This is a genomic window from Streptomyces sp. 3MP-14, assembly GCF_006334905.2.
GTDB lineage: Bacteria > Actinomycetota > Actinomycetes > Streptomycetales > Streptomycetaceae > Streptomyces > Streptomyces triticirhizae.
This window is the reverse complement of record NZ_VDLZ02000001.1, coordinates 391,930-414,104: the sequence shown is the minus strand read 5'-3', so window position 1 is coordinate 414,104 and position 22,175 is coordinate 391,930. Positions and strand designations below refer to the sequence as shown.

Genomic DNA, 22,175 nt, shown 5'->3' with positions numbered 1-22,175 from the left:
CCGCGGAAGCGAAAACGTTTCACAGCCCGCCTCGTTGACGGGTCCGGCGGCGGGCCTGACGGCGGCCCGGCGTAGGGTGCGGGAATGCCCGAGGGAGAAGCACGGCCGCAGCCGGTGGAGCGGGTCGGCCCGCCCCTGGTGGCGGACGAACGCACCATGCTGCGCGCCTATCTGGACTTTCACCGCGCGACCCTCGCCGTCAAGTGCGAGGGGCTGGACGACGACCAGCTGCGGCGCGCGGCCTCGCCGCCCTCGACGCTGACCCTGCTCGGGCTGGTGCGCCACATGGCCGAGGTGGAACGCGCCTGGTTCCGGCGGACGATCAACCGCGAGGACGTCCCACTGGTCTGGTCGGAGCGCGGCGACTTCCAGGCCGCCTACGACGCCTCGTCCGCGAGCGGCGCGGAGGCGTTCGCCGCCTGGGAGGCGGAGGTCGCGGCGGCCCGCCGGATCGAGGAGGCGGCCGCCTCGCTCGACGTGACCGCGCCGCACGCGAAGACCGGCGAGCCGGTCTCGCTGCGGCTGGTCATGCTGCATCTGATCCACGAGTACGCCCGGCACAACGGGCACGCCGACCTGATCCGCGAGGCCGTCGACGGCACGGTCGGCGCCTGAGGGACGGCGCGCGGCGCCCAGGCGCCGGGACGGCCGGCGCCGGTTTCGTCCGTTCGCGGATGATCCGCGAACGGACGATTGACTGGCTATCCTCGACCCCATGACCAGCATGGCGCCCACCAGCGGCGAGCCCGACCTCTCCTACCTCCTCGACCACACCAGCCATGTGCTGCGCACCCGGATGGCCGCCGCGCTGGCCGAGTTGGGGCTGACCGCGCGGATGCACTGCGTGCTGGTCCACGCGCTGGCGGAGGAGCGCACCCAGATCCAGCTCGCCGAGATCGGCGACATGGACAAGACGACGATGGTGGTGACCGTCGACGCCCTGGAGGAGGCGGAGCTGGCCGAGCGCCGCCCGTCGAGCACCGACCGCAGGGCCCGGATCATCGCGGTCACCGAGAAGGGCGCCGAGCTGGCGCGCCAGAGCCAGCGGGTGGTGGACCGGGTGCACCGGGAGGCCCTGGCCGAGTTGGGGGAATCCGGGGCGAAGGACCTGGTGAGGGCGCTGACCAGGCTGACCGAGGGCTCGCTGGGCACCCCGGCCCCCACCCCGCAGCCGGCCCGCAGGGCGCGCCAGCGGGGGCGCTGAGCGCCGGCCCCGAGCGTTCCGACCGTTCCGACCGAGATAGATAGTCTGCAACAGAACTATCTGTTAAGGTCTCTCCTGTCGTCGTCCCCTCCGGACGGCCCGGCCGTCGCGGCCCGCCACGGCCCGTCGCGACAGACAGGAGACCCCGGTGTCCCACGCCCCGAGCACCACCCGCGTTCCCCCGCCCCCCGACCCCGGCGTCGAACCCGCCGCCGGCGCCCGACTCCCCGGCCCGCGACGCCGGTTGGCGCTCGGCGTGCTGGCGGGCGCGGTCCTGATGACCGTCCTGGACGGCAGCATCGTCACCGTCGCGCTACCCGCGATCCAGCACGACCTCGGCTTCTCGCCCGGCGGGCTGAGCTGGGTGGTCAACGCCTATCTGATCGCCTTCGGCAGCCTGCTGCTGCTCGCCGGCCGGCTCGGCGACCTGCTCGGCCGCCGCTCGCTCTTCCTCGCCGGGATCGCCGTCTTCACCGGCGCCTCGCTGCTCGCCGGGGCCGCCGGCGAACCCGCGCTGCTGGTCGCCGCCCGTTCCCTCCAGGGCGTGGGCGCCGCGCTCTCCTCGGCCGTCAGCCTCGGCATCCTGGTCACGCTCTTCCCGGAGCGGTCCGAACGGGCCGGCGCCATCGCGGTGTTCAGCTTCACCGGCGCGGCCGGCGCCTCGCTCGGCCAGGTGCTGGGCGGGGTCCTCACGGACGCCATCAGCTGGCACTGGATCTTCCTGATCAACCTCCCCATCGGCGCCGCGATCCTGCTGGCAGCGCGCCACGTGCTGCCCGCCGACCGGGGTCTGGGGCTCGCCGCCGGCGCCGACCTGCCCGGCGCGCTGCTGGTCACCGGCGGGCTGGTGTCCGGGATCTACGGGGTGGTCCGGGTCGAGTCCGTGGGCTGGACCGCGCCGAGCACCCTGGCCTGGGGCGCGGTGGGCCTGGCACTGCTGGCCGGCTTCGTGGTGCGCCAGGCGACGGCGGCCACCCCGTTGATGCCGCTGCGGGTGCTGCGCTCCCGGCGCGTGGCGGGGGCCAACCTGGTGCAACTGCTGCTGGTCGCCGCGCTGTTCTCGTTCCAGGTCATGCTGGCGCTCTACCTCCAGCAGGTGCTCGACCACAGCGCGCTGGCCACCGGGCTGGCCATGCTGCCGGCCGCCGTGACCATCGGCGCGGTCTCGCTGGGGGTCTCCGCCCGGCTCAACGCGCGGTTCGGCGAACGACGGGTGCTGCTGGCCGGGTTGACGCTGCTGGTCCTGATGCTGGCGCTGCTCTCACGGGTGCCGGCGGACGCGGACTACGCGACCCAGGTGCTGCCGCTGCTGCCGCTGGCCGCCGGCTTCGGCCTGGCGCTGCCCGCGCTGACCACGCTGGGCATGTCGGAGGCGCGGGAGGACGACGCGGGCCTGGTCTCCGGGATCTTCAACACCACCCAGCAGGTGGGCATGGCCATCGGCGTGGCCGTTCTCACGACGCTCGCCGCGACCAGGACCGAGGAGGGACTGGCCGCCGGCCTGCCGAGGGCCGAGGCCCTGACCGAGGGCTACCGGCTGGCCTTCGGGGTCGGCGCCGGCCTGCTGGTCGTGGCGCTGCTGGTGGCCCTGAGCGTGCTGCCGCGCCGCACCGGCCGGGCCCGTTCCGCCCGGTGAACCACCCCCGACACCGCATCGACGCAGGGAGCGAGACCATGACCGACGAGCAACGCAGGCCAGGGCCCAGGCCGTTGACCGAGGCGGAGACCTCGAAGCTGCTGGCGGCGGGGAGGTTCGGGGTGCTCGCCAGCCTCCGCCGCACCGGCGGGCCGCACCTGTCCACCGTGGCCTACCACTGGCTGCCAGAACGCGGCGAGATCCTGGTCTCCAGCACCGCCGACCGCCTCAAGACCCGCCAACTCCTCGCCGACGGCCGGGCCGCGCTCCATGTGCGCGGCCCCGACGAGTGGTCGTTCGCCGTCGCCGAGGGAACGGTCGAGGTGCTCGGGCCGACGCTGGAGGCGGGCGACGCCGCCGGCCGGGAGATCCTGGCGCGCACCGCCGAGGCGGCGGGCGCGGCGGGCGCACCCTCGACGACCGAAGCGGACGAGGCCGCCACCCTGACCGAACTGGCCGAACTGGCCGAACTGGCCGCCGAACGCCGGGTGTTGTTCGTGCTGAAGGTGGGCCGGCGCTATGGCACGGCGCTGGACTTCGGCTGAGGCGGGCCGGCGCGCCCCGAAATTCCCGGGGGCCGGGACCGCAGGACCCATAGGGTGCGCCCAGCAGCCACACACGAGGAGCGGTCAGGGTGAACGCGGGAGTCGTCGAGGAAGTGCCGGTGCCGCACGGGCGGTTGACGGTGGAGACCACGGGCGGCCCCGGCGCCGGCACGGTGGCGCTGGTGCACGCGGGGGTCGCCGACCGCCGCTCGTGGGACGGGGTGGTGCCGGCGCTCGCCGAGCGCTACCGGGTGGTCACCCACGACCTGCGCGGCTTCGGCGACTCGCCGCCGCCCTCGGCGCCCTACAGCGACGCCGAGGATCTGCTGGCGGTGCTCGAAGCGGCGGGCGCCGGGCCGACGTTCCTGGTCGGCAACTCCTATGGCGGCCGGGTGGCGTTGGAGGCCGCCGGGCTGGCGCCGGAGCGGGTCGCCGGCCTGGCGCTGCTGGCCGCGCCGCTGCCGGACCACGACTGGTCGGCGGCGGTGGCGGGCTACGCCGACGCCGAGGAGGCCGCGCTGGAGCGCGGCGACCTGGACCTGGCGGTCTCGCTCAATCTCGACATGTGGGTGCGCGGCCCGGTCCGCTCCTGGGACGCCGCGCTGCGCGGGCACGCGGCGGCGGTGCGCGAGGCGGTGCGGGTCTCGCTGGTCAACCAGCACCTCACGGACCGCCATGGCGTGAGCGCCCTGCCCGAACTCCTCGACGGGCTGGGCGGCTGGGACGTTCCGACGCTGGTGGCCCACGGCGAGGCCGACGTGCCGGACTTCCGGGTCATCGCGGAGCGGCTGGCCGGCGCGATCCCCGGCGCTCGGCTGCGCGCGCTGGCGGGCGTCGGCCATCTGATCCCGGTCGAACAGCCGGCCACCACGGCCGCGTTGCTGCTCGACTTCCTCGCGGAGCGCGGCCGAGCCGGATGAACGGAGTCGGCTACGGTCCGAGCGGGCAACGCCTGGACGTGCACCGGCCGGAGGGCGCGCGGGAGGGGCTGCCGGTCGTGCTGCTCTGGCACGGCAGAGGCCCGGACGAGCGCGGGGTGCTGGCGCCGCTGGCGCGCCTGACCGCGTCGGCGGGCGTGCTGGTTCTCGTTCCGGACTGGCGCTCGGACGCGCCCGACGGCGGGCGGGCGCACCTGCGGGAGTCGGTGGCGTTCGCCCGCGAGCGCGCCGCCGAGTGGGGCGGCGACCCGGGGCGCGTGGTGCTCGCCGGCTGGTCGTTGGGCGCCAAGGCCGCGCTCGGCGTGGGCCTGGCCGCCGAAGGGCTGGACGGTTGGCATCCCCGGGCGGTGGTCGGCATCGCCGGCGGCTACACCCGGCCGGCGCCCTCGACGGGCCGCGCGCCGATCGACGAGTTGGACGGCGCTGCGGCGGCGGGCCACGCCCTTCCCGTCTGGCTGGTGCACGGCACCGCCGACGAGATCGTGGACGTGGCGCACACCCGGCACCTGAACGCGGCGCTGCGGCAACGGGGTTGGCCCGTCGCGCTGGAGGAGTTGGACGCCGATCACGCGGGCGTCGTCCTGGCCGCCTACGACCGGGGGCTCGGGCGGTGCGTTCCGGCCGGCGCTGCGCGGGCCGTTCGGGCCGGGGCGCGGACGGCCGGCGTGCTGGCCCGGGCCGCCGGCGTGGCCCGGGGCGTGCGGGGCTGAGCGAACGGGGTCAGGGGCGGGGCCAGGGGCGGCCCTCCAGCCGCTCGATGTCCTCGTTGAAGCGGTGCAGGAGCGCGGTGAAGTCGGCCACGTCGTCGGCGGTCCACTCGCTGAGGATGCGCGCCAGGGCCTCGGCGTTGCGCCGCCGGTCCTCGGTGAGCCGACGACGGCCCTCGTCGGTGATGCTGAACTTGCGCGCGATCCCGCCGTCCGGGTCGGGGATGCGCTCGACCACTCCGGCCCTGAGCATCGCCGAGGTCTGCCGGCTGAGGGTGGAGGAGTCCAGGCCGAAGGCCGCGCTGAGCTGCGCGATGGACATCGGTCCTTCGATCTCGATGCGACTGAGCAGGACATAGGCGCTGCGGTCCAGCCCTCGACTGGCGCGCCTGGCCGGCGCGTTGAAGAGGTGGGCGTGGCGGGTGAGCAGCATCGTCTCGAACTCGAGCCGGCGGATGGGCATGTTCACTGGCGCATCCTCCTGCTTCCGGCGAACAGGGGGCGCCGGTTTGTTCATGGGGTTCTCCCAGGCAGGTATAGCACGAGCAATATGCACGATACATCCGGCGTGCATGATGCACGCGATATGTATGCTGCATATCGCCTCACGGCCCCCGCCGCCGCGCGGTCCGTGCGTCCACCGTCAGCTCCACCCGTCAGAAGGGACCCCCGTGTCCGTCTCCCCACCCGCCGCCCGTCCCGGCGGCATCGTCGGCATCCTCGCGTTCGCCGGCATCACCGCCGCGCTGATGCAGACCCTGGTGGTGCCGCTGCTCGGCGAGTTGGCGACCCTGTTGGACACCTCGGCTTCCAACGCCTCCTGGGTGGTCACCGCGACCCTGCTGGCCGCCGCCGTGGCCACCCCGGTCTCGGGCCGGCTCGGCGACATGTACGGGAAGCGGCGGATGCTGCTGGTCTCCGTCACGCCGCTGGTGGTCGGCTCGGTGGTCTGCGCGCTCTCCTCGTCCGTGGCGCCGATGATCGTCGGCCGTGGCCTCCAGGGGCTCGGCATGGGTGTGGTGCCGCTGGGCCTGAGCCTGCTGCGCGACGTGCTGCCGCCCGAACGGCTGGGCACCGCCATCGCGTTGATCAGCGCCTCGATGGGCGTCGGCGGCGCGCTGGGGCTGCCGTTCTCCGCGGCCGTCGCCGAGAACACCAGCTGGCGCGCGCTGTTCTGGGTCGCCGCCGCGCTGAGCGCGGTCGTGGGCCTGCTGATCTGGCTGTTCGTGCCGGCCGGCCGGCGGGCGACCGAACCCGCGCGGTTCGACGGGGTGGGCGCGCTGGGACTCGGCGGCGGGCTGGTCTGCCTGCTGCTGGCGGTCTCCAAGGGCTCGGACTGGGGCTGGGGTTCGGCCACCACGCTCGGGCTGTTCGCCGCGGCCGCCGCGCTGCTGCTGGCCTGGGGCCGCTGGGAGTGGAGGTTCGCCGAGCCGCTGGTCGACCTGCGGCTGGCGGCCCGCCCGCAGGTGCTCTTCACCAACCTGGCGTCGGTGCTGGTCGGGTTCTCGATGTACGCCCAGTCGCTGGTCGTGCCCCAGCTGCTCCAACTGCCCGAGGAGACCGGCTACGGCCTGGGGCAGTCGATGATCGCCATGGGCCTGTGGATGGCGCCCGGCGGGCTGATGATGATGGCGCTCTCCCCGTTCGGCGCCCGGCTCTCGGCCGCCCGGGGGCCCAAGGTGACGCTGGCGGTGGGCAGTCTGGTGATCGCCTGCGGCTACGCCCTGTCGCTGCCGCTGCTGGGCTCGACCTGGGGGCTGCTGCTGGTGACGGTGATCTCCTGCTCCGGGGTCGGGCTCGCCTACGGCGCCATGCCCACGTTGATCATGGGCGCGGTGCCGCAGTCGATGACGGCGTCGGCCAACAGCTTCAACACGCTGATGCGTTCGGTCGGCACCTCGGTGGCGGCCGCCGTGGTGGGCGTGGTGCTCGCCCAACTGACCGTGGACTACGGCGGGTTCGCGCTGCCGTCGGAGAACGGCTTCCGGGTGGCGATGGTGATCGGCGCGGGCGTCGCGCTGGCGGCGGCCGCCGTGGCCACGCTGATCCCGGCGCGCGGCGCGGCCCCGGCCGAGACGCCGGCCGAACACGCGGCGCCGACCCCCTCCGGAACCGCCGCCTGACCGCGCCTGACCGCGCCTGACCAACTCTCTCCTCGGCCCCCGCCGTCTGCCCGACGGCGGGGGCCGAGGCGTGCGCGCCCCCGGATGCGATCACAAGCCGTCATCGCCTCGACCCTCTTCTGTCACTTTTCCCAAGGGGGTTGACGCGACTCGGGCAGAAGTCCACACTCTCGGCTAAGTTCAGTCATCAATCCACAGCTCCGGTCATCCACAGGGCCGGTCATCCAGGGGGCCGACATGCTGCCAGCCGAGCGTCACCGGCGGATCACCGCAGCCGTCAACCAGGCCGGGACGCTCAGCACCGAGGCGCTCGCCGCCGAGTTGGGGGTCTCGGCGGAGACCGTGCGGCGGGACCTGGCGCAGCTGGAGGGCCGAGGGGCGCTGAGCCGGGTGCACGGCGGCGCGGCCGCGCTGTCCGTCGCGCGCGGACTGACCGGCGAGGAGGCCCCGTTCGACGAACGGGCGCGGGCCGGCGTCGAGGCGAAGGCGGCGATAGGCCGGGCGGCGGCCGGGCTGGTCAGCTCCGGCATGACGGTGGTGATCGACCTGGGGACCACGGCGGTTCAGGTGGCCCGCGCGCTGCCGGTCGACTTCCGTGGCCTGGTCGCCACCGCCTCGCTGCTGGTGGCCGGCGAGTTGGCCGGGCGGCCCGGGGTCGAGGTGCTGATTCCCGGCGGCCGGGTGCGCGGCGGCGACCTGGCCTGCTCGGGCCCGGGCGCGGTCGCGTTCTTCGACGGCCTCAACGCCGACCTCGCCTTCATCGGCTCCGGCGGCGTGACCGCCGAGGCCGGGGTGACGGACTTCCACTACGACGAAATCGCCACAAAAACGGCGATACTCCGCCGAAGCGCTCGCACCTATGTCCTGGCCGACGCGAGCAAGCACGGTCGGATCGCGCCCCACCGGGTCTGCGATCTCGACGGTTGCGCCGGGGTGGTCACCGACCTGGTGGGGGACCAGGCGCTGGCCGAGGCCGTCGGCCGGGCGGGCGGCGCCGTGATCACGCCCTGATCCGCGCCTCCCCCCTCTCCATCCGCTTGAAAGGCAACACCCCCCATGGACCACGTGACACACCGGGACGGCGCCGACCCCCGGCCCTCGTCCCCGACCACCGCCACCTCCCCGGGCCAGGCCGGCTACCGGCAGGAGATGGCCCGCGAACTGGGCTGGTACGCGTCCTTCTCGATCGCCTTCGGCTTTGTCTCGATCGCGACCGGAATCTTCACCGCCTACGGCTCGGTCCTCAACACCTCAGGCCCGCGCGGCATCTGGGCCTGGCCGATCGTGGTGGTCGGGCAGCTCGCGGTGGCGCTGATCTTCGGCGCGCTCGCCGCCCGCATCCCCATCAGCGGCTACGCCTACCAGTGGGTCTCCCGGATCGTCGGCCCCGTCTGGGGCTGGATCATGGGCTGGATATCGTTCGCGTTCCTGGGCGTGGTGGTGGTCGCGGTCGACTACACCATCGCCTCCACGATCCTGCCCGAGCTGTTCCGCTACCAGGGCACCGCGCAGAACGCCTGGTTCATCACCGCCGTGGTAATCCTGCTCCAGGCGGTGCTGGTCGCCGCCTCCACCCGGGCCACCCACCGGGTCAACAACGTGGCCGTCACCGTCCAGCTGATCGGGATGGTCTCGCTGACCGTGTTGCTCTTCGTGGTCGGCGCGGTCACCGGCAAGCTGGACTTCGGCACCCTCTTCGAGTCGGCCCCGGCGGAGTCGGCGGGCTACTACGCGTTGGGCGACATGACCCACGCCGGCCCGTTCGCGCTGGCCTTCCTGCTGGGCGCGTTCACCATCGTCGGCTTCGAGTCGGCGGCCAACCTCGCCGAGGAGACCAAGGAGCCGGCCCGCGTGATCCCCAAGGCGATGGCCCAGGCGGTCCTCTCGCTGGGCGTGCTGGGCTTCCTCTTCCTGATCGCCATCACCGCGCTCGCCGGCGACCCGGCCGAACTGGCCGCCTCCGACACCCCGGTGGCCACCGTGATCACGGCGGTGCTCGGCTCGGTCGTGGGCAAGATGCTGCTGGTCCTGGTGGTGCTGTCGATCTTCTCCTGCGGGCTGGTGATCACCCTCTCCGGCACCCGGCTGGTCTGGGCGATGTCCCGCGACGAGCGCTTCCCCGGCTGGCGTGCGCTGCGCCGGGTCAACCGGCGGCGCGGCACCCCGCTCAACGCGTCGATCTTCATGCTGGTCGTCGCGCAGGCCGTGCTGCTGGGCTTCTCCGGCTCCACGGACGCGCTCTTCGAGCTGTTCTCGGCCGCCACCCTGCTGCCGGCGATCATCTACGCCAGCACCGTGGTGATGTACATCGCCAAGCGCCGCTCGCTGCCGCCCAGCCAGGGCTTCACGCTGGGCCGCTGGGAGCTGCCGGTGATCGTGGTCGCCTCCGTCTGGCTCGGCTACGAGCTGCTGCTGTTCCGCGACGCCTCGTTCCGCAACCCGTGGCTGTATGTCCTGCTGCTCTTCGCGATCGGCGCGGTCTACTTCCTCTACCTGCTGGCCACCCGGGGCCGGGCCGGCCTGTCGATGCCCGAGATGCGGGACATCGACCGGGAGTTGGACGAGTCCCCCGATGCGCCGGAGGCGTCGGACGACGGGCGTCCCGCCGGCGTCGGCGGTGACCGATGAGCACCGTCCTCGCCATCGACCAGGGCACCTCCGGCACCAAGGCGATCGTGGTCGCCGAGGACGGCACGGCGCTGGCCGTCGCCGAGGAGCCGGTGCGGCCCCGCTACCTCGACGGCGGCCGCGTCGAGCAGGACCCCGACGAACTGCTCGACTCGGTGCTGACCGCCGGGCGGCGCGCGCTGGCGGAGGCCGGGCGGCCGGTCGACGCGGTGGCCCTCGCCAACCAGGGCGAGACCGTGCTGGCCTGGGACCCGGACAGCGGCGAGCCGCTGACCGACGCCCTGGTCTGGCAGGACCGCAGGGCCGAGTCGGTCTGCGCCGAACTCGCCGACCACGCCGAGCTGGTGGCGCGCCGCACCGGACTGGTCCTCGACCCGTACTTCTCCGCGCCCAAGATGGCCTGGCTGCGCCGCCACCGCACCCGCGAGGGCGTGGTCACCACCACCGACACCTGGCTGGTCCACCGGCTGACCGGCGCGTTCGTCACGGATGTGACCACCGCCAGCCGCTCCCTGCTGCTGGATGTGGACACGTTGACCTGGGACGGCGAGCTGCTGGAGCTGTTCGGGCTGGCCGGGGAACGGCTGCCGAGGCTGGTGGACTGCGACGAGATCGTCGGCACCACCGAGGCGTTCGGCGGCCGGCTGCCGGTGGCCGGGCTGGTCGTGGACCAGCAGGCCGCGCTGGTCGCCGAGGGCTGCCTGACGCCGGGCAGCGCCAAGTGCACCTTCGGCACCGGGGCGTTCCTGCTGGCCAACACCGGGACACGGGCGGTCCGTTCGCGCTCCGGGCTGACCTCCTCCGTCGCCTGGCGGGCCGGCGGCGAGACCGCCTACTGCGTCGACGGGCAGGTCTACACGGCGGCCTCCGCGATCCGTTGGCTGACTGATTCGGGGCTGCTGTCCGCGCCGGGCGAGCTGGACGCGGTGGCCGCGCCGGACGCCGGGGGCGTCCTCTGCGTGCCGGCGCTCGCCGGGCTCGCCGCGCCCTGGTGGCGCCCGGACGCCACCGCGAGCCTCACCGGCATGACGCTGGCCACCGGGCGCGGCCAGCTGGTCCGGGCGGTGCTGGAGGGCGTGGCGGCGCAGGTCGCCGAGGTGTGCCGGCTGGTCGCCGACGACCTGGGCGCGCCGCTGAGCCGGCTGCGCGCCGACGGCGGGCTCACCCACAGCCGCGCCCTGATGCAGGCGCAGGCCGACCTGGCCCAACTGCCCGTCGACGTCTACCCGTCGGGGCACGCGACGCCGCTGGGCGCGGCGGCGCTGGCCAGGGTGGCGCTCCGGCCCGGCCTCCCGCTCGCCGAGGCGGTCGGCGACTGGCGCCCGAGCACGGTCTACGAGCCGGCCTGGTCCCCCGACCGCGCCGCCGCCTTCCGCGACCGCTGGCGCCGCGCCGCCGAACTGGGCCTGCCCGGCGGATGAGGCGGCCCGCCCGGTGAACGACCGCCGCCGGGCCGGCCGTTGACCGACCGCGCCCGACCCCACCTGAGAAAGACAAGGAAGCACCCGCCATGGACCCCACCTCAGCCAGCAGGAACCCCGGCGACCCCGGCGTCCCCGACGCCTTCGACACCGGGGAGGTGTTCGACGTCGCGGTCATCGGCGCCGGCATCGTCGGCGCCGCCATCGCCCGCGAACTGTCGGGGCACCGGCTGTCGGTGGCCCTGGTCGAGGCGCGCGACGACGTCGGCGACGGCACCAGCAAGGCCAACACCGCGATCCTGCACACCGGCTTCGACGCCAAGCCCGGCACCCTGGAATCCCGCCTCGTCGCCCGGGGCTACGCCCTGCTGGGCGACTACGCCGAGCGGACCGGCATCCCCGTGGAGCGCACCGGCGCCGTGCTGGTCGCCTGGAACGAGGAGGAGCTGGCCGCCCTGCCCGGCCTTGCGGAGAAGGCCGAGGCCAACGGCTACCGCGGCTGCCGGCTGATCGGCCCCGACGAGGTGTACGCCCAACTGCCCGCGCTCGGCGAGGGCGTGCTCGGCGGGCTCACCGTGCCCGACGAGTCGATCATCTGCACCTGGACCACCAACCTGGCGCTGGCGACCGACGCCGCGCGGCGCGGCACCACGGTGCTGCTCGGCCACGCCGTCACCGAGGTCGCCGTGGGCGAGGAGCACACCACGCTCACCACCAACGGCGGCCCGGTGCGGGCCCGTTGGGTGGTCAACGCGGCCGGACTCGGCGCGGATGTGATCGACGGGCTCTTCGGGCACCGGCGGTTCACCGTCACGCCGCGCCGGGGCGAGCTGTTCGTCTTCGACAAGCTGGCCAGGCCGCTGGCCGACCGGATCGTGCTGCCCGTGCCGACCTCGCGCGGCAAGGGCGTGCTCATCTCCCCCACCATCTACGGCAACGTGATGCTGGGCCCCACCTCCGAGGACCTGAACGACAGGGCCGCCACCGGCACCTCGGAGGACGGCTTCGCGTTCCTGCTGGGCAAGGGCGAGCGGCTGATGCCCCGGCTGCTGGCCGAGGAGGTCACCGCCAGCTACGCCGGGCTGCGGGCCGCGACCGAACACGGCGACTACCTCGTCGAGGCCACCCCGGGGCAGCGCTATCTGCTGGTGGGGGGCATCCGTTCCACCGGGCTGACCGCCGGGATGGCGATCGCCGAACACGCCGCCGGACTCCTCGCCGAGGCCGGGCTGCCGCTGGTGGCGCGCGACGACCTGCCGGAGCCGCCCCGGATGGCCAACATCGGCGAGGCCGCCCCCCGCCCCTACCAGGACGCGGCCCGGATCGCCGCCGACCCCGCCTACGGCACCGTGGTCTGCTTCTGCGAGCGGGTCACGGCGGGCGAGATCAGGGACGCCTGCCACGCCACGCTGCCCGCCCGCACCCTGGAGGGCCTGCGCCGCCGCACCCGCGCGATGAACGGCCGCTGCCAGGGCTTCTTCTGCGGCGCCGAGGTCGGCCGGCTGCTGGCCGACGAGACCGGGCGGGCCCCACGGGACGAAGGGGCGAGCACGTCCACCCCGAGCGAGCGACAGGACACCACGGCATGAGCAGCACCGAACCCACCGGAGCCAACGGAGCTGCCGGCCCCGCCGGACCCGCCGGAGCGGCAACTCCCCGGCGCGAGACGGTCGATGTGCTGATCGTCGGCGGCGGCCCCGCCGGGCTCACCGCCGCCGCCCGGCTGGCGCCCCGGGTCGCCGGCCGGGTCCTGGTCCTGGACCGGGAGGCCGACGCCGGCGGCATCCCCCGGCACAGCGACCACCCCGGCTACGGCCTGCGCGACCTACGGCGGATGCTGTCGGGCCCGTCCTACGCCCGGACGCTGGTGGCGCGCGCCGCCGAGGCCGGCGCCGAGATCCGCACCCGCGCCATGGTCACCGGCTGGTCCGGCGAGCGGACCGTCGAGGTCACCAGCCCCGAGGGCCGATACGAGGTCGCCGCCGGGGCCGTGGTGCTGGCCACCGGCGCGCGGGAACGCCCGCGCACCGCGCGGCGCGTCCCCGGCGACCGGCCGCAGGGCGTGCTGACCACCGGCCAGTTGCAGAACATCGTGCACCTGCACCACGGCACGGTCGGCGAGCGCGCCGTGGTGGTGGGCGGCGAACTCGTCAGCTGGTCGGCGGTGTTGACGCTGCGCGAGGCGGGCTGCCGCACCGCGCTGATGGTCAGCCGCTACCCGAAGGCCGAGTCCTACGCCGCGTTCACCGTTCCCGGCCGCACCGTGCTCGGCGTGCCGGTCGCCACCCGCGCCCGGGTCACCCGGATCATCGGGAAGGGGCGGGTGAGCGCCGTCGAGATCGAGCACCTGGACACCGGACGGCGGCGGACCGTCGCGTGCGACACCGTGGTCTTCACCGGGGACTGGATTCCCGACCACGAGCTGGTCAGGTCCGCCGGGATCGACCTCGACCCGCACACCCTGGGCCCGCGCGTCGACCCGGCGCTGCGGACCAGCCGGCCGGGCGTCTTCGCGGTCGGCAACCTGCTGCACCCCGTGGACACGGCGGACATCGCCGCGCTCGACGGAGCGCATGTGACGGAACAGGTGCTGCGCTGGCTGGCCGCCGACGGGCGCCCCGGCACCGGCGAGGGCGTGCCGATCCTCGCCGAGGCGCCGCTGCGCTGGATCGCGCCCAGCCTGCTGCGGCCCGACTCGCCGGCCCCGGCGCGCAACCGACTGCTGCTGTGGACCGACGCGTTCGTCCGGGTGCCCCGGGTGACCGTGCGGCAGGACGGCCGGGTCGTCGCCCGCCGCACCCTGCCCTGGCCGGCGGCCCCGGGCCGGGTGCTGCGGATTCCGTCCTCGGTGCTGCGCGACGTCGATCTCCACGGCGGCCCGGTGCGGGTGAGCGTGCGGTGAACGGTTGCCCCCGTCCTCGGTGACGGGCTCGTGACACGCTCGTGACACTGCGGGGGCAACCTTGACGGGGGAACGTCCGTCGAACGTGTGTCGGGCCGGATATTCCGAACGGCCCGAGGCACGAGGAGAGTTCATGAGTCGTAGACGTTCCACCGGACGCCGGGTCGCGGCGGCCACCGTGGTCGGCGCGGTCGTCGCCCCCGGGCTGCTGTTCGCGGCATCCCCCGCCCTCGCCGACCAGGCGCCCGTCGAGCCGGCGCCGCTCGACGAGTTGCCGTGGTGCCAGACGGACGCCGAGGAGGAGTCGCTGGCCGTCTCCCTGACCGGCGTACCCGAGCGGCAGGCCGCGCCGACCGACTGGACCGAGTTCACCTACGAGGTCGTCAACACCGGTGCGGAGCCCCTCGTCCCGGTCTTCCTGCGCGCCGCCACCTGGTACGAGGCGGCCGACGGCGGGGAGGACGGGTTCGGCTACGAGATGGAGTGGCAGTACAACGGCGAGTGGCGCGAGCTCCAGTGGGAGTCCGACGCCGCCGACGGCCACTTCGGAATGGTCGACGAGCTGGCCCCGGGCGACTCCGCCGAGGTGCCGATCCGCACCCGCGCCCTGGAGGACCGGACCGGCTGGGTGACCGCGACCGCCTATGCCAGGGGCTACGACCCGGAGACCACCAGCGTCTGCCACTTCTCCAACGGCGTCGAGGCCCAGTGGGCCCTGGTGCCGGAGGACGCGGAGGCACCCGGCGAGCCCGACCCGGAGGAGCCCGGCCAGCCCTCCGAGGAGCCCCAGCCCGGCGAACCCTCCGAGGAGCCCAACGCCCCCGCCCCACAGGGCGGTTCGGACGACGACGCCGAACTCGCCGAGACCGGCGGCTCGAACGCCCTCCCCGTCGCCGCCGGCATCGGCGGAGCCGCCCTCGTCGCCGGAGCCGGCGCCCTCCTCATCGCCCGCCGCAGCCGCACGGCCGCCTGAGCCGAAGTCCGTCGGCCGAAGTCCTTCCACCGAAAAGAGAGTGACCCATCCCGTGAAGCGTTCCCAGCGCCGTGCCCTCGCCGCCCTGACCGTCGGTGCCGTGTCCCTGCCCGCCCTGTTGCTGGCCACGGCGCCCGCCGCCCAGGCGGCCGGCGTGCCGATCGAGCCGGTCGGCCCGATCGGCGAACTGCCGTACTGCGAGGACACGGTGGACTCCGAGGACGTCGCCGTCTGGCTCCAGGACGTCCCCGAGGACCACGCCTCGCCCACCGCGTGGACCGAGTTCCTGTACACCGTCGAGAACGGCGGCGACGAGCCGGTCGACACCATCTACACCAAGCTGGAGGGCTGGTACAACGCGGCCGACGGCTCCGACGAGCCGTTCCCGTTCCAGATCCAGTGGTTCGTGGACGGCGAGTGGCGCGACGTGCCGTTCGAGAGCGACGCCGCCGACGGCCACTTCGGGGTGATCGACCAGCTCGCCCCCGGCGACTCCGCCGACGTGCAGATCCGCACCCGCGCCGAGCAGGACCGGCCCGGCTGGTTCGAGAGCTGGGCCAGCATCCGCTACTACGACGCCGAGGACGAGACGCTGTGCGTGCGGGACAGCGTCGAGGCCGAGTGGGCGCTGGTGCCCGAGGGCGACGAGGCGCCCGGCGAGCCCGACCCGGAGGAGCCCGGCCAGCCCTCCGAGGAGCCCCAGCCCGGCGAACCCTCCGAGGAGCCCAACGCCCCCGCCCCACAGGGCGGTTCGGACGACGACGCCGAACTCGCCGAAACCGGCGGCTCCCACGCCCTCCCCATCGCCGCCGGCATCGGCGGAGCCGCCCTCGTCGCCGGAGCCGGCGCCCTCCTCATCGCCCACCGCAACCTGGCCTGACCAACCGGCAGGACCCCCTGGGCCGCGCCCCGCTCATCCAAAGCGGGGCGCGGCCCTCGCCGTTCGCTCTATCCTGACTCCGGGTCAGACGGCGGGGGGTGACCGGAGTGCGCTGGGGACCACCCGGGCGAACGGCGAGTGCGCTGGTGGTGCTGACCGCCTGCCTGCCGTTCGGCACGCTCTTCTGGGCACAGCACCAACTCGCCGCCGAGGGCCGCAGGTTGAAGCTGAGCCTGGCCGGCCTCGACCTCGACGCGTTCACCGTGGTCGAGAGCGGCGCCGTCGAACACTGGGTGCCGCAGCTCGTCTTCCTGCTGCTGTTCGTCGGCCTGGGGTACGCCGTGCTGCGGTCCTCGCCCCGGCGCGGGCCCACCGCGCGCGGCGTGCTGCTGGTGGTCGGCGCCGCCCTGCTGGCCGGCGCGGTCAGCGACCTCACCGACGTGGTGCTGGAACGCCGCACCTGGTCCGGGCCGCCCACCTGGGGCGACGTGGACGACATCCTGGGCACCGTCCACTCCTACGGCGAGGCCACGGCGTTCGCGCCCTGGGTCGCCGTGACGCTGCTGGCGGTCTGGCTGGAGTGGCGCCTGCTGTCCTGCGTGCTGTGGACGCTGCGCCGCCTGCCCCAACTGCGCCACCACGCCGACCTGAAGCCGCTGCCGCTGCTCGTCCGGGCGACGCTCGGCCGGCCCGCGCGCGGGCTGGCGGCGCCGCTGCCGCCGCCGGGCCGGCGCGAGCGGCGGGACGCGGCGCTGGTCGCGGTCGGGCCGATGCTGCTGCTGGCGCTGGCCGGCGGCCGGGTGCTCGGGCACGGCGCGGTCGAACCCTTCCGCTCCGAGGGCCCGTTCATCGACCCGGCGTTCTACGACCGGTCGCCGCCCTCGTTCACCGAACGCTGGTCAGGGGCGCTCTACCCGGCGCTGCGGCTGCGCCCGCTGGAACGGGAGCGGCCGGCCGCCTGGCTGGCGACGCTCACGGTGGCGCTGGTCTTCCTGGTGCTGCTGGGCTGGCTGGTGTACCGGCTGCGCTGGCGGCCGAGGCCGGCCGGCGCGGGCGCGGTGGTGGCGCTGGGCTGGGCGGCGACCACGGTGGCCGCCGCCGTGGCGTCGGTGGCCGACCACCTGTGGCTGACGGCGCTGGACGGCGGGAGCCCGCCGGGCACGACGCTGCTGGAGGCGGTCAGGTTCGCGCTGCTGTGGGGCTGGCTGCCCGGCGCCGCGCTGCTGGCGTGGGAACGGCACCGGGCGGGCGGCTCCGTTGCCGTCTCACGGGACGCCCGGCCGGTGGAGAGTGCGAGGGAGCGGGCCGATGTCGACTGACCGCAGGCCGGGCGGCGCGCGGCGCCCCCGGGTGCGCCCCGGGCGGGCGCTGACCCGGAGCAGCGTGCGCCGGGGCGCGCGCCCGCCGGCGCCCGAGCCGGAGCCCTCGCGGCTGCGCCGGCTGCTCAACTCGCCCCTCAACTGGCTGCTCGCCGTGGTGCTGGTGGTGGCCACCACGACGTTCCAGGACGTGTTGGGCTCCACCCTGGGCGCGCTGCTGCCGCTGGACCGGGTGCCCGACCGGGTCGCCGCCGGCGAAGCCATCGACGTGGTCACCGTGCGCTCCGAGCGGGAGATCGGCACCTGGATGGCGCGGGACGCCACCGTCTCCGAGATCGATGCGGCCCTCGAAGACCCGAACTGGCCACGGGAGTTGGACCTGATCGACGTCGGCTGGGGCTCCTGGATCATCACCCTGGAGGGCCGGGCCCAGCAGCAGGTGCGGATCACCGACATCGTGCCCGAGCTGGAGAACGGCCGCTGCGGCGAGCCCCTGACCGGCCCGCTGCTGCTGACCGCGCCCGAGGGCGGCGGCCCGGTGGTGCAACTCCAGGTCGACATCGACCAGCCGGGCGCCCGCCTGCACGGCTCGACCGACACCGGCGAGGACACCGGCCCCTACTTCACCGGCCCGACCGCCCAACACGTCACGCTGGACCGCAACGAGTCCGTCGCGTTCCGCATCACCGCCCGCGCGGACCAGGGCCACTGCCGCTGGACCTACCGCGTCGAGTACGAGGTGGCCGGCGCCGCCCACACCACCCGCATCGACGGGCCCGACGGCGCCCCGTTCGAGATCACCGCGCCCCGCCGGGACGCCGCCGACTACCCGGTGGTCTGGTTCTCGCCCCAGGGGTGCGGCCCCGGCCCGGAGTTCAGCGCCGAGCGGGTGCGGGGCACGGGCGAGGACTACGCGCGGGCGCTGGAGGAGTTCGATGCGCCCGTGGGCCAGCCGGTCAGCTGCCCGGAGCACCTGCGGCGTTGAGGTCCGCGTCCCGGTCCGGCGAACGGGGCGCGGCGACGGCCTCGTACGCCTCGGGCAGCGAGATCACGCCGTCGGAGGCGAGGAAGTGGCCGGCCCCCGGAACCACCCGGGCGGAGCTGCCGAGCAACCTGGCCAGCCGGTCCGTGTGGCCGGCCGGCACCAGCGGGTCCGCGTCGGACCGCAGCACCGCGAGCCGGTCCACGCGCTCGGCGAGCCCGGCCACCTCGGGGCCCTCGCCGATGAACGGGTCCAACTCCGGGAGCGCGGGCAGCCGGTCCACGAAGCCCGCGACCAGCACCAGGGTGCCCAGCCGCCAGGGGCCAGGGAGCGACCGCAGGTGCCGCAGCACGGTCAGGCAGCCCAGGCTGTGCGCGACGACGACCGTGTGCGCGTCGGGGACGCCCACCTCGGCCCGCAGCACCTCGGCCCACCGCGCCGGGTCCGGGGCGTCCGGGTCGGGAAGGGCCGGGACGGCGGTCGGCACGCCGTCCGCCGCCAGCCGCTCGGCCAGCCAGCCGAACCAGTGGTCGTCGGGGCTCGCCCCAAGCCCATGGATGATCGCGGCGCGGCGCACGGTTGTTCCAGGTGTCATGCCGTCGGATGGTACGGCCTCACGCCGGCGTGAAGGTCAAGGGCCCACGGCCCGAGACACGGAGGGGAGCAGCGGCGGTGCGGATCGGGGAACTCGCGGAGCTGGCCGGCGTGAGCGCGCGGGCGCTGCGTCACTACGAGGACCGGGGGCTGCTGGTCCCGGCGCGCGACGGGAACGGGTACCGGCGCTACGCCTCGGACGATGTCGCCCGGGTGGCCCGGATCAGGGCGATGATCTCCGCGGGCCTCGGCACCGCGACCATCCGGCGGTACCTGGACTGCGCCCGCGACGGCGAGCGAGGCGTCTCGCTGGAGATGTGCCCCGGGCTGCGGGCCGAGCTGGACGCCCTGGCCCGGCGCATCGAGGTCCGGCAGGCCGAACTCGCCGAGACCCGGCGGCGGTTGGCCGCGCTGGCCGGGGCTCCGCCCGGACCGGGCGTTTCAGCCGCGCCCGTTGCCCGCTGACCGTGGGGACGCGTTCTCACGCAGCCGGGCCGCGACCGCCGCCCGCCACTCGGCGACGACGGCCTCCTCGTCGAACGGCACCAGGTTGAGCGGCGGGCCCTCCAACGGGCCGCGCAGGCCCCGCCTGATCCGCTCGTTGATCTCCGCGAGAATCCGCCGCACCGCCCGCTCGGTGGGCGCGGCCAGCGCCGCCGCGTGCGCGTCCTCGGCCTCCCTGCGGAGCGCCAGGCTGGGCGGCAGGGCCGAGAGGTGCTCCCTGGCCATCTTCTCGCGCACCCACCACAGCTCGTCATAGGGCTGGGAGGCGTGCGGCAACGGCTTGCCCGCGCCCGGCAGGTCGCGGAACGCGCCGCGCTCCTCGGCCTCCCTGATCTGCTTGTCCACCCAGGACTCGAAGCTCAGCCCCGCCGGCTTCCGCTCGGTCATCAGCGCCTCCCGAAGCTCTGCCGCCAGTCTCGCACGCCGCCCCCGTCCCGCCCTGGCTCGGGGCAGGGGGCGGGGGCGGGGCGGCGCTCGAAGGGCGCCCGGGGCACGGATCAGATCGGCGGGACGGAGACCCAGAACCTGGTGTCGTTGCTGAGGTTGGCCGGGTCGCTGGTGAGCTGCTCCTGAATCCAGTTGATGGCCGTTCGGTAGGCCTGGATGTCGGGGGTGTTGGGGTTGTTGAGGCCCGACTCCCCGTTGCGGTGACCGGCGAACCAGCGGTCGATGCCGTAGTGCGCCTGGCTCTGGTTGAGGCAGGCGACGTCGGCGGCGAGGTCGCTGTTGAGCGCGGCGCCGTTGTTCCAGGAGTCGGCCCCCTGGCCCTGGAACCTGCCGCAGGCGTTGCGCAGCATGTGCCAGTTCTGCTTGAAGATCCCGAAGTTGGCGGCGTCGCCGGTCTTGTTGTCGCCGTAGGGGTAGTCGGTGCTCATGCCGTCGGTCTCCAGCATGGCGACGGCGAGGTCCTGGCTGTCCGCGCCCGCGCCGGTGACCTGCTGCTTGCGCGCGCCGAGCCCGGGGATGTCGTACGAGCCGCACTCCATCCCCGAGGGACAGGCGAGCGCGCCGACCTCCTCCGCGGCCGCCTGGCGCTCCGCCCCGTTCGCCTGCCCGGCGGGCAGGACGGCGCCGGCGGCGGCCACGGTGATGGCCGCGAGCAGCGTGAGTTGTCTCTTCATGGGCACAGTGCTCCTTTGCATGTACACGACTAGCCCTCGCCGCCGGCCAGCATGGTCTCGTTAACCGGTTTAGTCAACGCTCCGCACAGCGCGGAGACCGCGCGTCCCGCGCGGCCAGCGATGGGCGCAAAGGTGCCCCGGGGGTACCACCGGGCAGGGGGGACATTTAGGATGGCGCGCATGTTCGCACCAGGCCGCTTCCTCTGCCTCGCGCTCTTCGCGGGCTCGGCCTGCTGTGTCGACGACGGCCTCTGTCGCCGCTGACGGATTCCGCTCCCCTCCCCCGGCCCGGCCGCCGACGGCCGCGCCGCTTGGGGCGGTCCCTCCCCCTGGTCCCCGGGCCCGTTCGTTCCGTTGGAGTTCACCCATGACCACCGTGTCACCTCCCCCCTCGCCGTCCGATTCGTCCTCGGCTCGCGGGTCGGCGAAGCCGGCCGTCTCCTGGCTGGCGCCCGCGCCCACCCGGGTGCCGCCGCCCGAGGCGCCCGAGGCGCCGCCGGTGCGGCGCGGCCCGCTGGCCGGCGCGCTGCTGATCGGCGCCGCGCTCGACGCCTATGTCTTCGCCCGGCACGGCGCCAAGCCGGGCGTCCTGCTGCTGCTCGGCCTGGGCCTCGGCTTCGCGCTGTTCCACTCGCGGTTCGGCTTCACCTCCGCCTGGCGGCAGCTGATAGCCGTCGGCAACGGCGCCGGACTGCGCGCCCACACCCTGCTGCTCGGCACCACCGCCACCCTCTTCGCGCTGATCATCGGCACCGGCACCGGCCTCTTCGGCTCCGAACCCGCGCCCTCCGCCGGCTCGTTGGGCGTCGGCCTGCTGGTCGGCGCGTTCGTCTTCGCCATCGGGATGCAGCTCGGCGGCGCCTGCGCCTCCGGCACGCTCTTCGCCGTGGGCAGCGGCCAGACCTCGATCGTGCTGACGCTGGGCGGGTTCATCCTCGGATCGACGCTGGCCGCCTGGCAGTTCGACCTCTGGAACGACCTGCCGGCGCTCGACCCGGTGGTCCTCTCCGACCATGTCGGCTGGTTCGGCTCCTGGGGCATCACCATCCTGGCGCTGGCCGGGATCTACGGCCTGACCCGCCTCGTCCAGCGGCGCCGCACCCCGCCGCCCACCGGCGCGGTGCCGACCGCGCGGGGCGTGGCGCGGCGCGCGCTGCGCGGCTCCTGGCCGCTGGCGGCCGGCGCCGTTGCGCTGGCGGTGCTGGGCGCGGGCGTGCTGCTGGTCTCGGGCGGCCCCTGGGGCGTGACCAGCGCGTTCGCGCTGTGGGGCAGCGAGCTGGTGGGGGCGCTCGGCGGGCAGCCGGAGAACTGGAGCTTCTGGCAACAGCCGGGGAACGCCGACATGTTGGCCGGCTCGGTCCTCGCCGACAAGAACAGCCTCACCGACATCGGGATCATGGTGGGCGCGGCGATCGCCGCCTCGCTCGGCGGGACCTGGGCGCTGCACCGGGGCGTGCCGTGGCGGACCGGCGTCGCCGCCGTCCTCGGCGGCGTGCTGATGGGCATCGGCGCGCGGCTGGCCGGCGGCTGCAACATCGGCGCCTACCTCGCGGGGATCGCCTCCGGCAGCCTGCACGGCTGGATCTGGGGCCTGACCGCGCTGTTGGGCACCTACGCCGGGCTGAAGCTGCGCCCGCTGTTCGGGCTGGCCAACCCCAAGCCCAGCGACGGCGTCTGCTGAGCCGGCGGCCCGGCCCC

The 22,175-nt window shown here is 74.7% G+C and carries 22 protein-coding genes; 18 read left to right on the top strand and 4 right to left on the bottom strand.

All coding sequences use genetic code 11. From position 1 onward, the window contains the following. Window positions 1-84: 84 nt before the first annotated feature. The 6 genes from FH609_RS01740 (at window position 85) to FH609_RS01715 (ending at window position 5,033) form a co-directional block, all read left to right on the top strand. Window positions 85-615, top strand: a complete 531-nt coding sequence (locus FH609_RS01740; protein WP_139665594.1) for a DinB family protein — start codon at window positions 85-87, stop codon at window positions 613-615. 100 nt (window positions 616-715) lie between these two features. Beyond that, window positions 716-1,204: a MarR family winged helix-turn-helix transcriptional regulator gene (locus FH609_RS01735; protein WP_139665595.1), complete on the top strand. Its 489-nt coding sequence runs from the start codon at window positions 716-718 to the stop codon at window positions 1,202-1,204. A gap of 277 nt (window positions 1,205-1,481) precedes the next feature. After that, window positions 1,482-2,840 (top strand): MFS transporter, encoded by a 1,359-nt coding sequence (locus FH609_RS01730; RefSeq protein ID WP_139665890.1) that lies wholly within the window; start codon window positions 1,482-1,484, stop codon window positions 2,838-2,840. Window positions 2,841-2,878: 38 nt separating this feature from the next. Next, window positions 2,879-3,385, top strand: coding sequence for a pyridoxamine 5'-phosphate oxidase family protein (locus FH609_RS01725; RefSeq protein WP_139665596.1), 507 nt, complete (start codon window positions 2,879-2,881; stop codon window positions 3,383-3,385). An 89-nt stretch (window positions 3,386-3,474) separates the two neighbouring features. Next, on the top strand, window positions 3,475-4,305 hold the full coding sequence (locus FH609_RS01720) for an alpha/beta fold hydrolase (RefSeq protein ID WP_139665597.1): 831 nt from the start codon (window positions 3,475-3,477) through the stop codon (window positions 4,303-4,305). Next, window positions 4,302-5,033 (top strand): alpha/beta hydrolase, encoded by a 732-nt coding sequence (locus FH609_RS01715; RefSeq protein ID WP_139665598.1) that lies wholly within the window; start codon window positions 4,302-4,304, stop codon window positions 5,031-5,033. The genes FH609_RS01720 and FH609_RS01715 overlap by 4 nt, the downstream gene beginning before the upstream one ends. Before the next feature lie 10 nt (window positions 5,034-5,043). Here the strand turns inward: FH609_RS01715 and FH609_RS01710 are convergent, their stop codons facing one another. Further along, window positions 5,044-5,499 (bottom strand): MarR family winged helix-turn-helix transcriptional regulator, encoded by a 456-nt coding sequence (locus tag FH609_RS01710; protein WP_226961314.1) that lies wholly within the window; start codon window positions 5,497-5,499, stop codon window positions 5,044-5,046. 202 nt (window positions 5,500-5,701) lie between these two features. On the opposite strand from FH609_RS01710, the gene FH609_RS01705 reads away from it, so the two are divergent. The 10 genes from FH609_RS01705 (at window position 5,702) to FH609_RS01660 (ending at window position 18,261) form a co-directional block, all read left to right on the top strand. Continuing rightward, window positions 5,702-7,153, top strand: coding sequence for an MFS transporter (locus FH609_RS01705; protein ID WP_226961313.1), 1,452 nt, complete (start codon window positions 5,702-5,704; stop codon window positions 7,151-7,153). A gap of 237 nt (window positions 7,154-7,390) precedes the next feature. Then, window positions 7,391-8,164, top strand: a complete 774-nt coding sequence (locus FH609_RS01700; RefSeq protein WP_139665600.1) for a DeoR/GlpR family DNA-binding transcription regulator — start codon at window positions 7,391-7,393, stop codon at window positions 8,162-8,164. Between the two features lie 45 nt (window positions 8,165-8,209). Next, window positions 8,210-9,781: an APC family permease gene (locus FH609_RS01695; protein WP_139665601.1), complete on the top strand. Its 1,572-nt coding sequence runs from the start codon at window positions 8,210-8,212 to the stop codon at window positions 9,779-9,781. Then, window positions 9,778-11,202, top strand: coding sequence for an FGGY family carbohydrate kinase (locus tag FH609_RS01690; protein ID WP_139665602.1), 1,425 nt, complete (start codon window positions 9,778-9,780; stop codon window positions 11,200-11,202). Before FH609_RS01695 ends, FH609_RS01690 begins: the two co-directional genes overlap by 4 nt. Before the next feature lie 89 nt (window positions 11,203-11,291). Next, window positions 11,292-12,791 carry an NAD(P)/FAD-dependent oxidoreductase gene (locus FH609_RS01685; protein ID WP_139665603.1) on the top strand — a complete coding sequence of 500 codons (1,500 nt, stop codon included), beginning with the start codon at window positions 11,292-11,294 and terminating at the stop codon, window positions 12,789-12,791. Further along, the gene (locus FH609_RS01680) at window positions 12,788-14,104 is read left to right on the top strand and encodes an NAD(P)/FAD-dependent oxidoreductase (RefSeq protein ID WP_139665604.1); all 1,317 of its coding nucleotides are present in this window, start codon (window positions 12,788-12,790) and stop codon (window positions 14,102-14,104) included. Before FH609_RS01685 ends, FH609_RS01680 begins: the two co-directional genes overlap by 4 nt. Before the next feature lie 133 nt (window positions 14,105-14,237). Continuing rightward, window positions 14,238-15,077 (top strand): LAETG motif-containing sortase-dependent surface protein, encoded by an 840-nt coding sequence (locus tag FH609_RS01675; RefSeq protein ID WP_139665605.1) that lies wholly within the window; start codon window positions 14,238-14,240, stop codon window positions 15,075-15,077. A gap of 52 nt (window positions 15,078-15,129) precedes the next feature. Beyond that, window positions 15,130-15,957: a hypothetical protein gene (locus tag FH609_RS01670; protein WP_139707819.1), complete on the top strand. Its 828-nt coding sequence runs from the start codon at window positions 15,130-15,132 to the stop codon at window positions 15,955-15,957. A 107-nt stretch (window positions 15,958-16,064) separates the two neighbouring features. Beyond that, entirely contained in the window at window positions 16,065-17,276 is a 1,212-nt protein-coding gene (locus tag FH609_RS01665) for a hypothetical protein (protein ID WP_139665607.1), read from the top strand. Continuing rightward, on the top strand, window positions 17,266-18,261 hold the full coding sequence (locus FH609_RS01660) for a hypothetical protein (protein ID WP_139665608.1): 996 nt from the start codon (window positions 17,266-17,268) through the stop codon (window positions 18,259-18,261). The genes FH609_RS01665 and FH609_RS01660 overlap by 11 nt, the downstream gene beginning before the upstream one ends. Here FH609_RS01660 and FH609_RS01655 read toward each other — a convergent pair. Then, complete coding sequence (locus tag FH609_RS01655) at window positions 18,233-18,853, bottom strand: RBBP9/YdeN family alpha/beta hydrolase (protein WP_139665609.1); 621 nt, start codon at window positions 18,851-18,853, stop codon at window positions 18,233-18,235. The two genes, FH609_RS01660 and FH609_RS01655, sit on opposite strands and share 29 nt — an antisense overlap. A gap of 77 nt (window positions 18,854-18,930) precedes the next feature. Between FH609_RS01655 and FH609_RS01650 the strand changes: the two genes are divergently transcribed. Then, entirely contained in the window at window positions 18,931-19,317 is a 387-nt protein-coding gene (locus FH609_RS01650; RefSeq protein WP_139665610.1) for a MerR family transcriptional regulator, read from the top strand. Here the strand turns inward: FH609_RS01650 and FH609_RS01645 are convergent. After that, window positions 19,294-19,743 (bottom strand): DUF1992 domain-containing protein, encoded by a 450-nt coding sequence (locus tag FH609_RS01645; RefSeq protein ID WP_139665611.1) that lies wholly within the window; start codon window positions 19,741-19,743, stop codon window positions 19,294-19,296. The two genes, FH609_RS01650 and FH609_RS01645, sit on opposite strands and share 24 nt — an antisense overlap. Window positions 19,744-19,853: 110 nt before the next feature. Further along, complete coding sequence (locus FH609_RS01640) at window positions 19,854-20,477, bottom strand: hypothetical protein (RefSeq protein WP_139665612.1); 624 nt, start codon at window positions 20,475-20,477, stop codon at window positions 19,854-19,856. 367 nt (window positions 20,478-20,844) lie between these two features. On the opposite strand from FH609_RS01640, the gene FH609_RS01635 reads away from it, so the two are divergent. Continuing rightward, window positions 20,845-22,158 carry a YeeE/YedE family protein gene (locus FH609_RS01635; RefSeq protein WP_139665613.1) on the top strand — a complete coding sequence of 438 codons (1,314 nt, stop codon included), beginning with the start codon at window positions 20,845-20,847 and terminating at the stop codon, window positions 22,156-22,158. The last annotated feature ends 17 nt before the right edge of the window (window positions 22,159-22,175 follow it).

What these genes read in the sequence shown, in the direction of transcription:
- FH609_RS01740 (WP_139665594.1), top strand. Translation starts at nt 85, where the DNA reads ATGCCCGAGGGAGAAGCACGGCCGCAGCCGGTGGAGCGGGTCGGCCCG.
- FH609_RS01735 (WP_139665595.1), top strand. Translation starts at nt 716, where the DNA reads ATGACCAGCATGGCGCCCACCAGCGGCGAGCCCGACCTCTCCTACCTC.
- FH609_RS01730 (WP_139665890.1), top strand. Translation starts at nt 1,482, where the DNA reads ATGACCGTCCTGGACGGCAGCATCGTCACCGTCGCGCTACCCGCGATC.
- FH609_RS01725 (WP_139665596.1), top strand. Translation starts at nt 2,879, where the DNA reads ATGACCGACGAGCAACGCAGGCCAGGGCCCAGGCCGTTGACCGAGGCG.
- FH609_RS01715 (WP_139665598.1), top strand. Translation starts at nt 4,302, where the DNA reads ATGAACGGAGTCGGCTACGGTCCGAGCGGGCAACGCCTGGACGTGCAC.
- FH609_RS01700 (WP_139665600.1), top strand. Translation starts at nt 7,391, where the DNA reads ATGCTGCCAGCCGAGCGTCACCGGCGGATCACCGCAGCCGTCAACCAG.
- FH609_RS01695 (WP_139665601.1), top strand. Translation starts at nt 8,210, where the DNA reads ATGGACCACGTGACACACCGGGACGGCGCCGACCCCCGGCCCTCGTCC.
- FH609_RS01690 (WP_139665602.1), top strand. Translation starts at nt 9,778, where the DNA reads ATGAGCACCGTCCTCGCCATCGACCAGGGCACCTCCGGCACCAAGGCG.
- FH609_RS01685 (WP_139665603.1), top strand. Translation starts at nt 11,292, where the DNA reads ATGGACCCCACCTCAGCCAGCAGGAACCCCGGCGACCCCGGCGTCCCC.
- FH609_RS01680 (WP_139665604.1), top strand. Translation starts at nt 12,788, where the DNA reads ATGAGCAGCACCGAACCCACCGGAGCCAACGGAGCTGCCGGCCCCGCC.
- FH609_RS01675 (WP_139665605.1), top strand. Translation starts at nt 14,238, where the DNA reads ATGAGTCGTAGACGTTCCACCGGACGCCGGGTCGCGGCGGCCACCGTG.
- FH609_RS01660 (WP_139665608.1), top strand. Translation starts at nt 17,266, where the DNA reads ATGTCGACTGACCGCAGGCCGGGCGGCGCGCGGCGCCCCCGGGTGCGC.
- FH609_RS01655 (WP_139665609.1), bottom strand. Translation starts at nt 18,853, where the DNA reads ATGACACCTGGAACAACCGTGCGCCGCGCCGCGATCATCCATGGGCTT.
- FH609_RS01645 (WP_139665611.1), bottom strand. Translation starts at nt 19,743, where the DNA reads ATGACCGAGCGGAAGCCGGCGGGGCTGAGCTTCGAGTCCTGGGTGGAC.
- FH609_RS01640 (WP_139665612.1), bottom strand. Translation starts at nt 20,477, where the DNA reads ATGAAGAGACAACTCACGCTGCTCGCGGCCATCACCGTGGCCGCCGCC.
- FH609_RS01635 (WP_139665613.1), top strand. Translation starts at nt 20,845, where the DNA reads ATGACCACCGTGTCACCTCCCCCCTCGCCGTCCGATTCGTCCTCGGCT.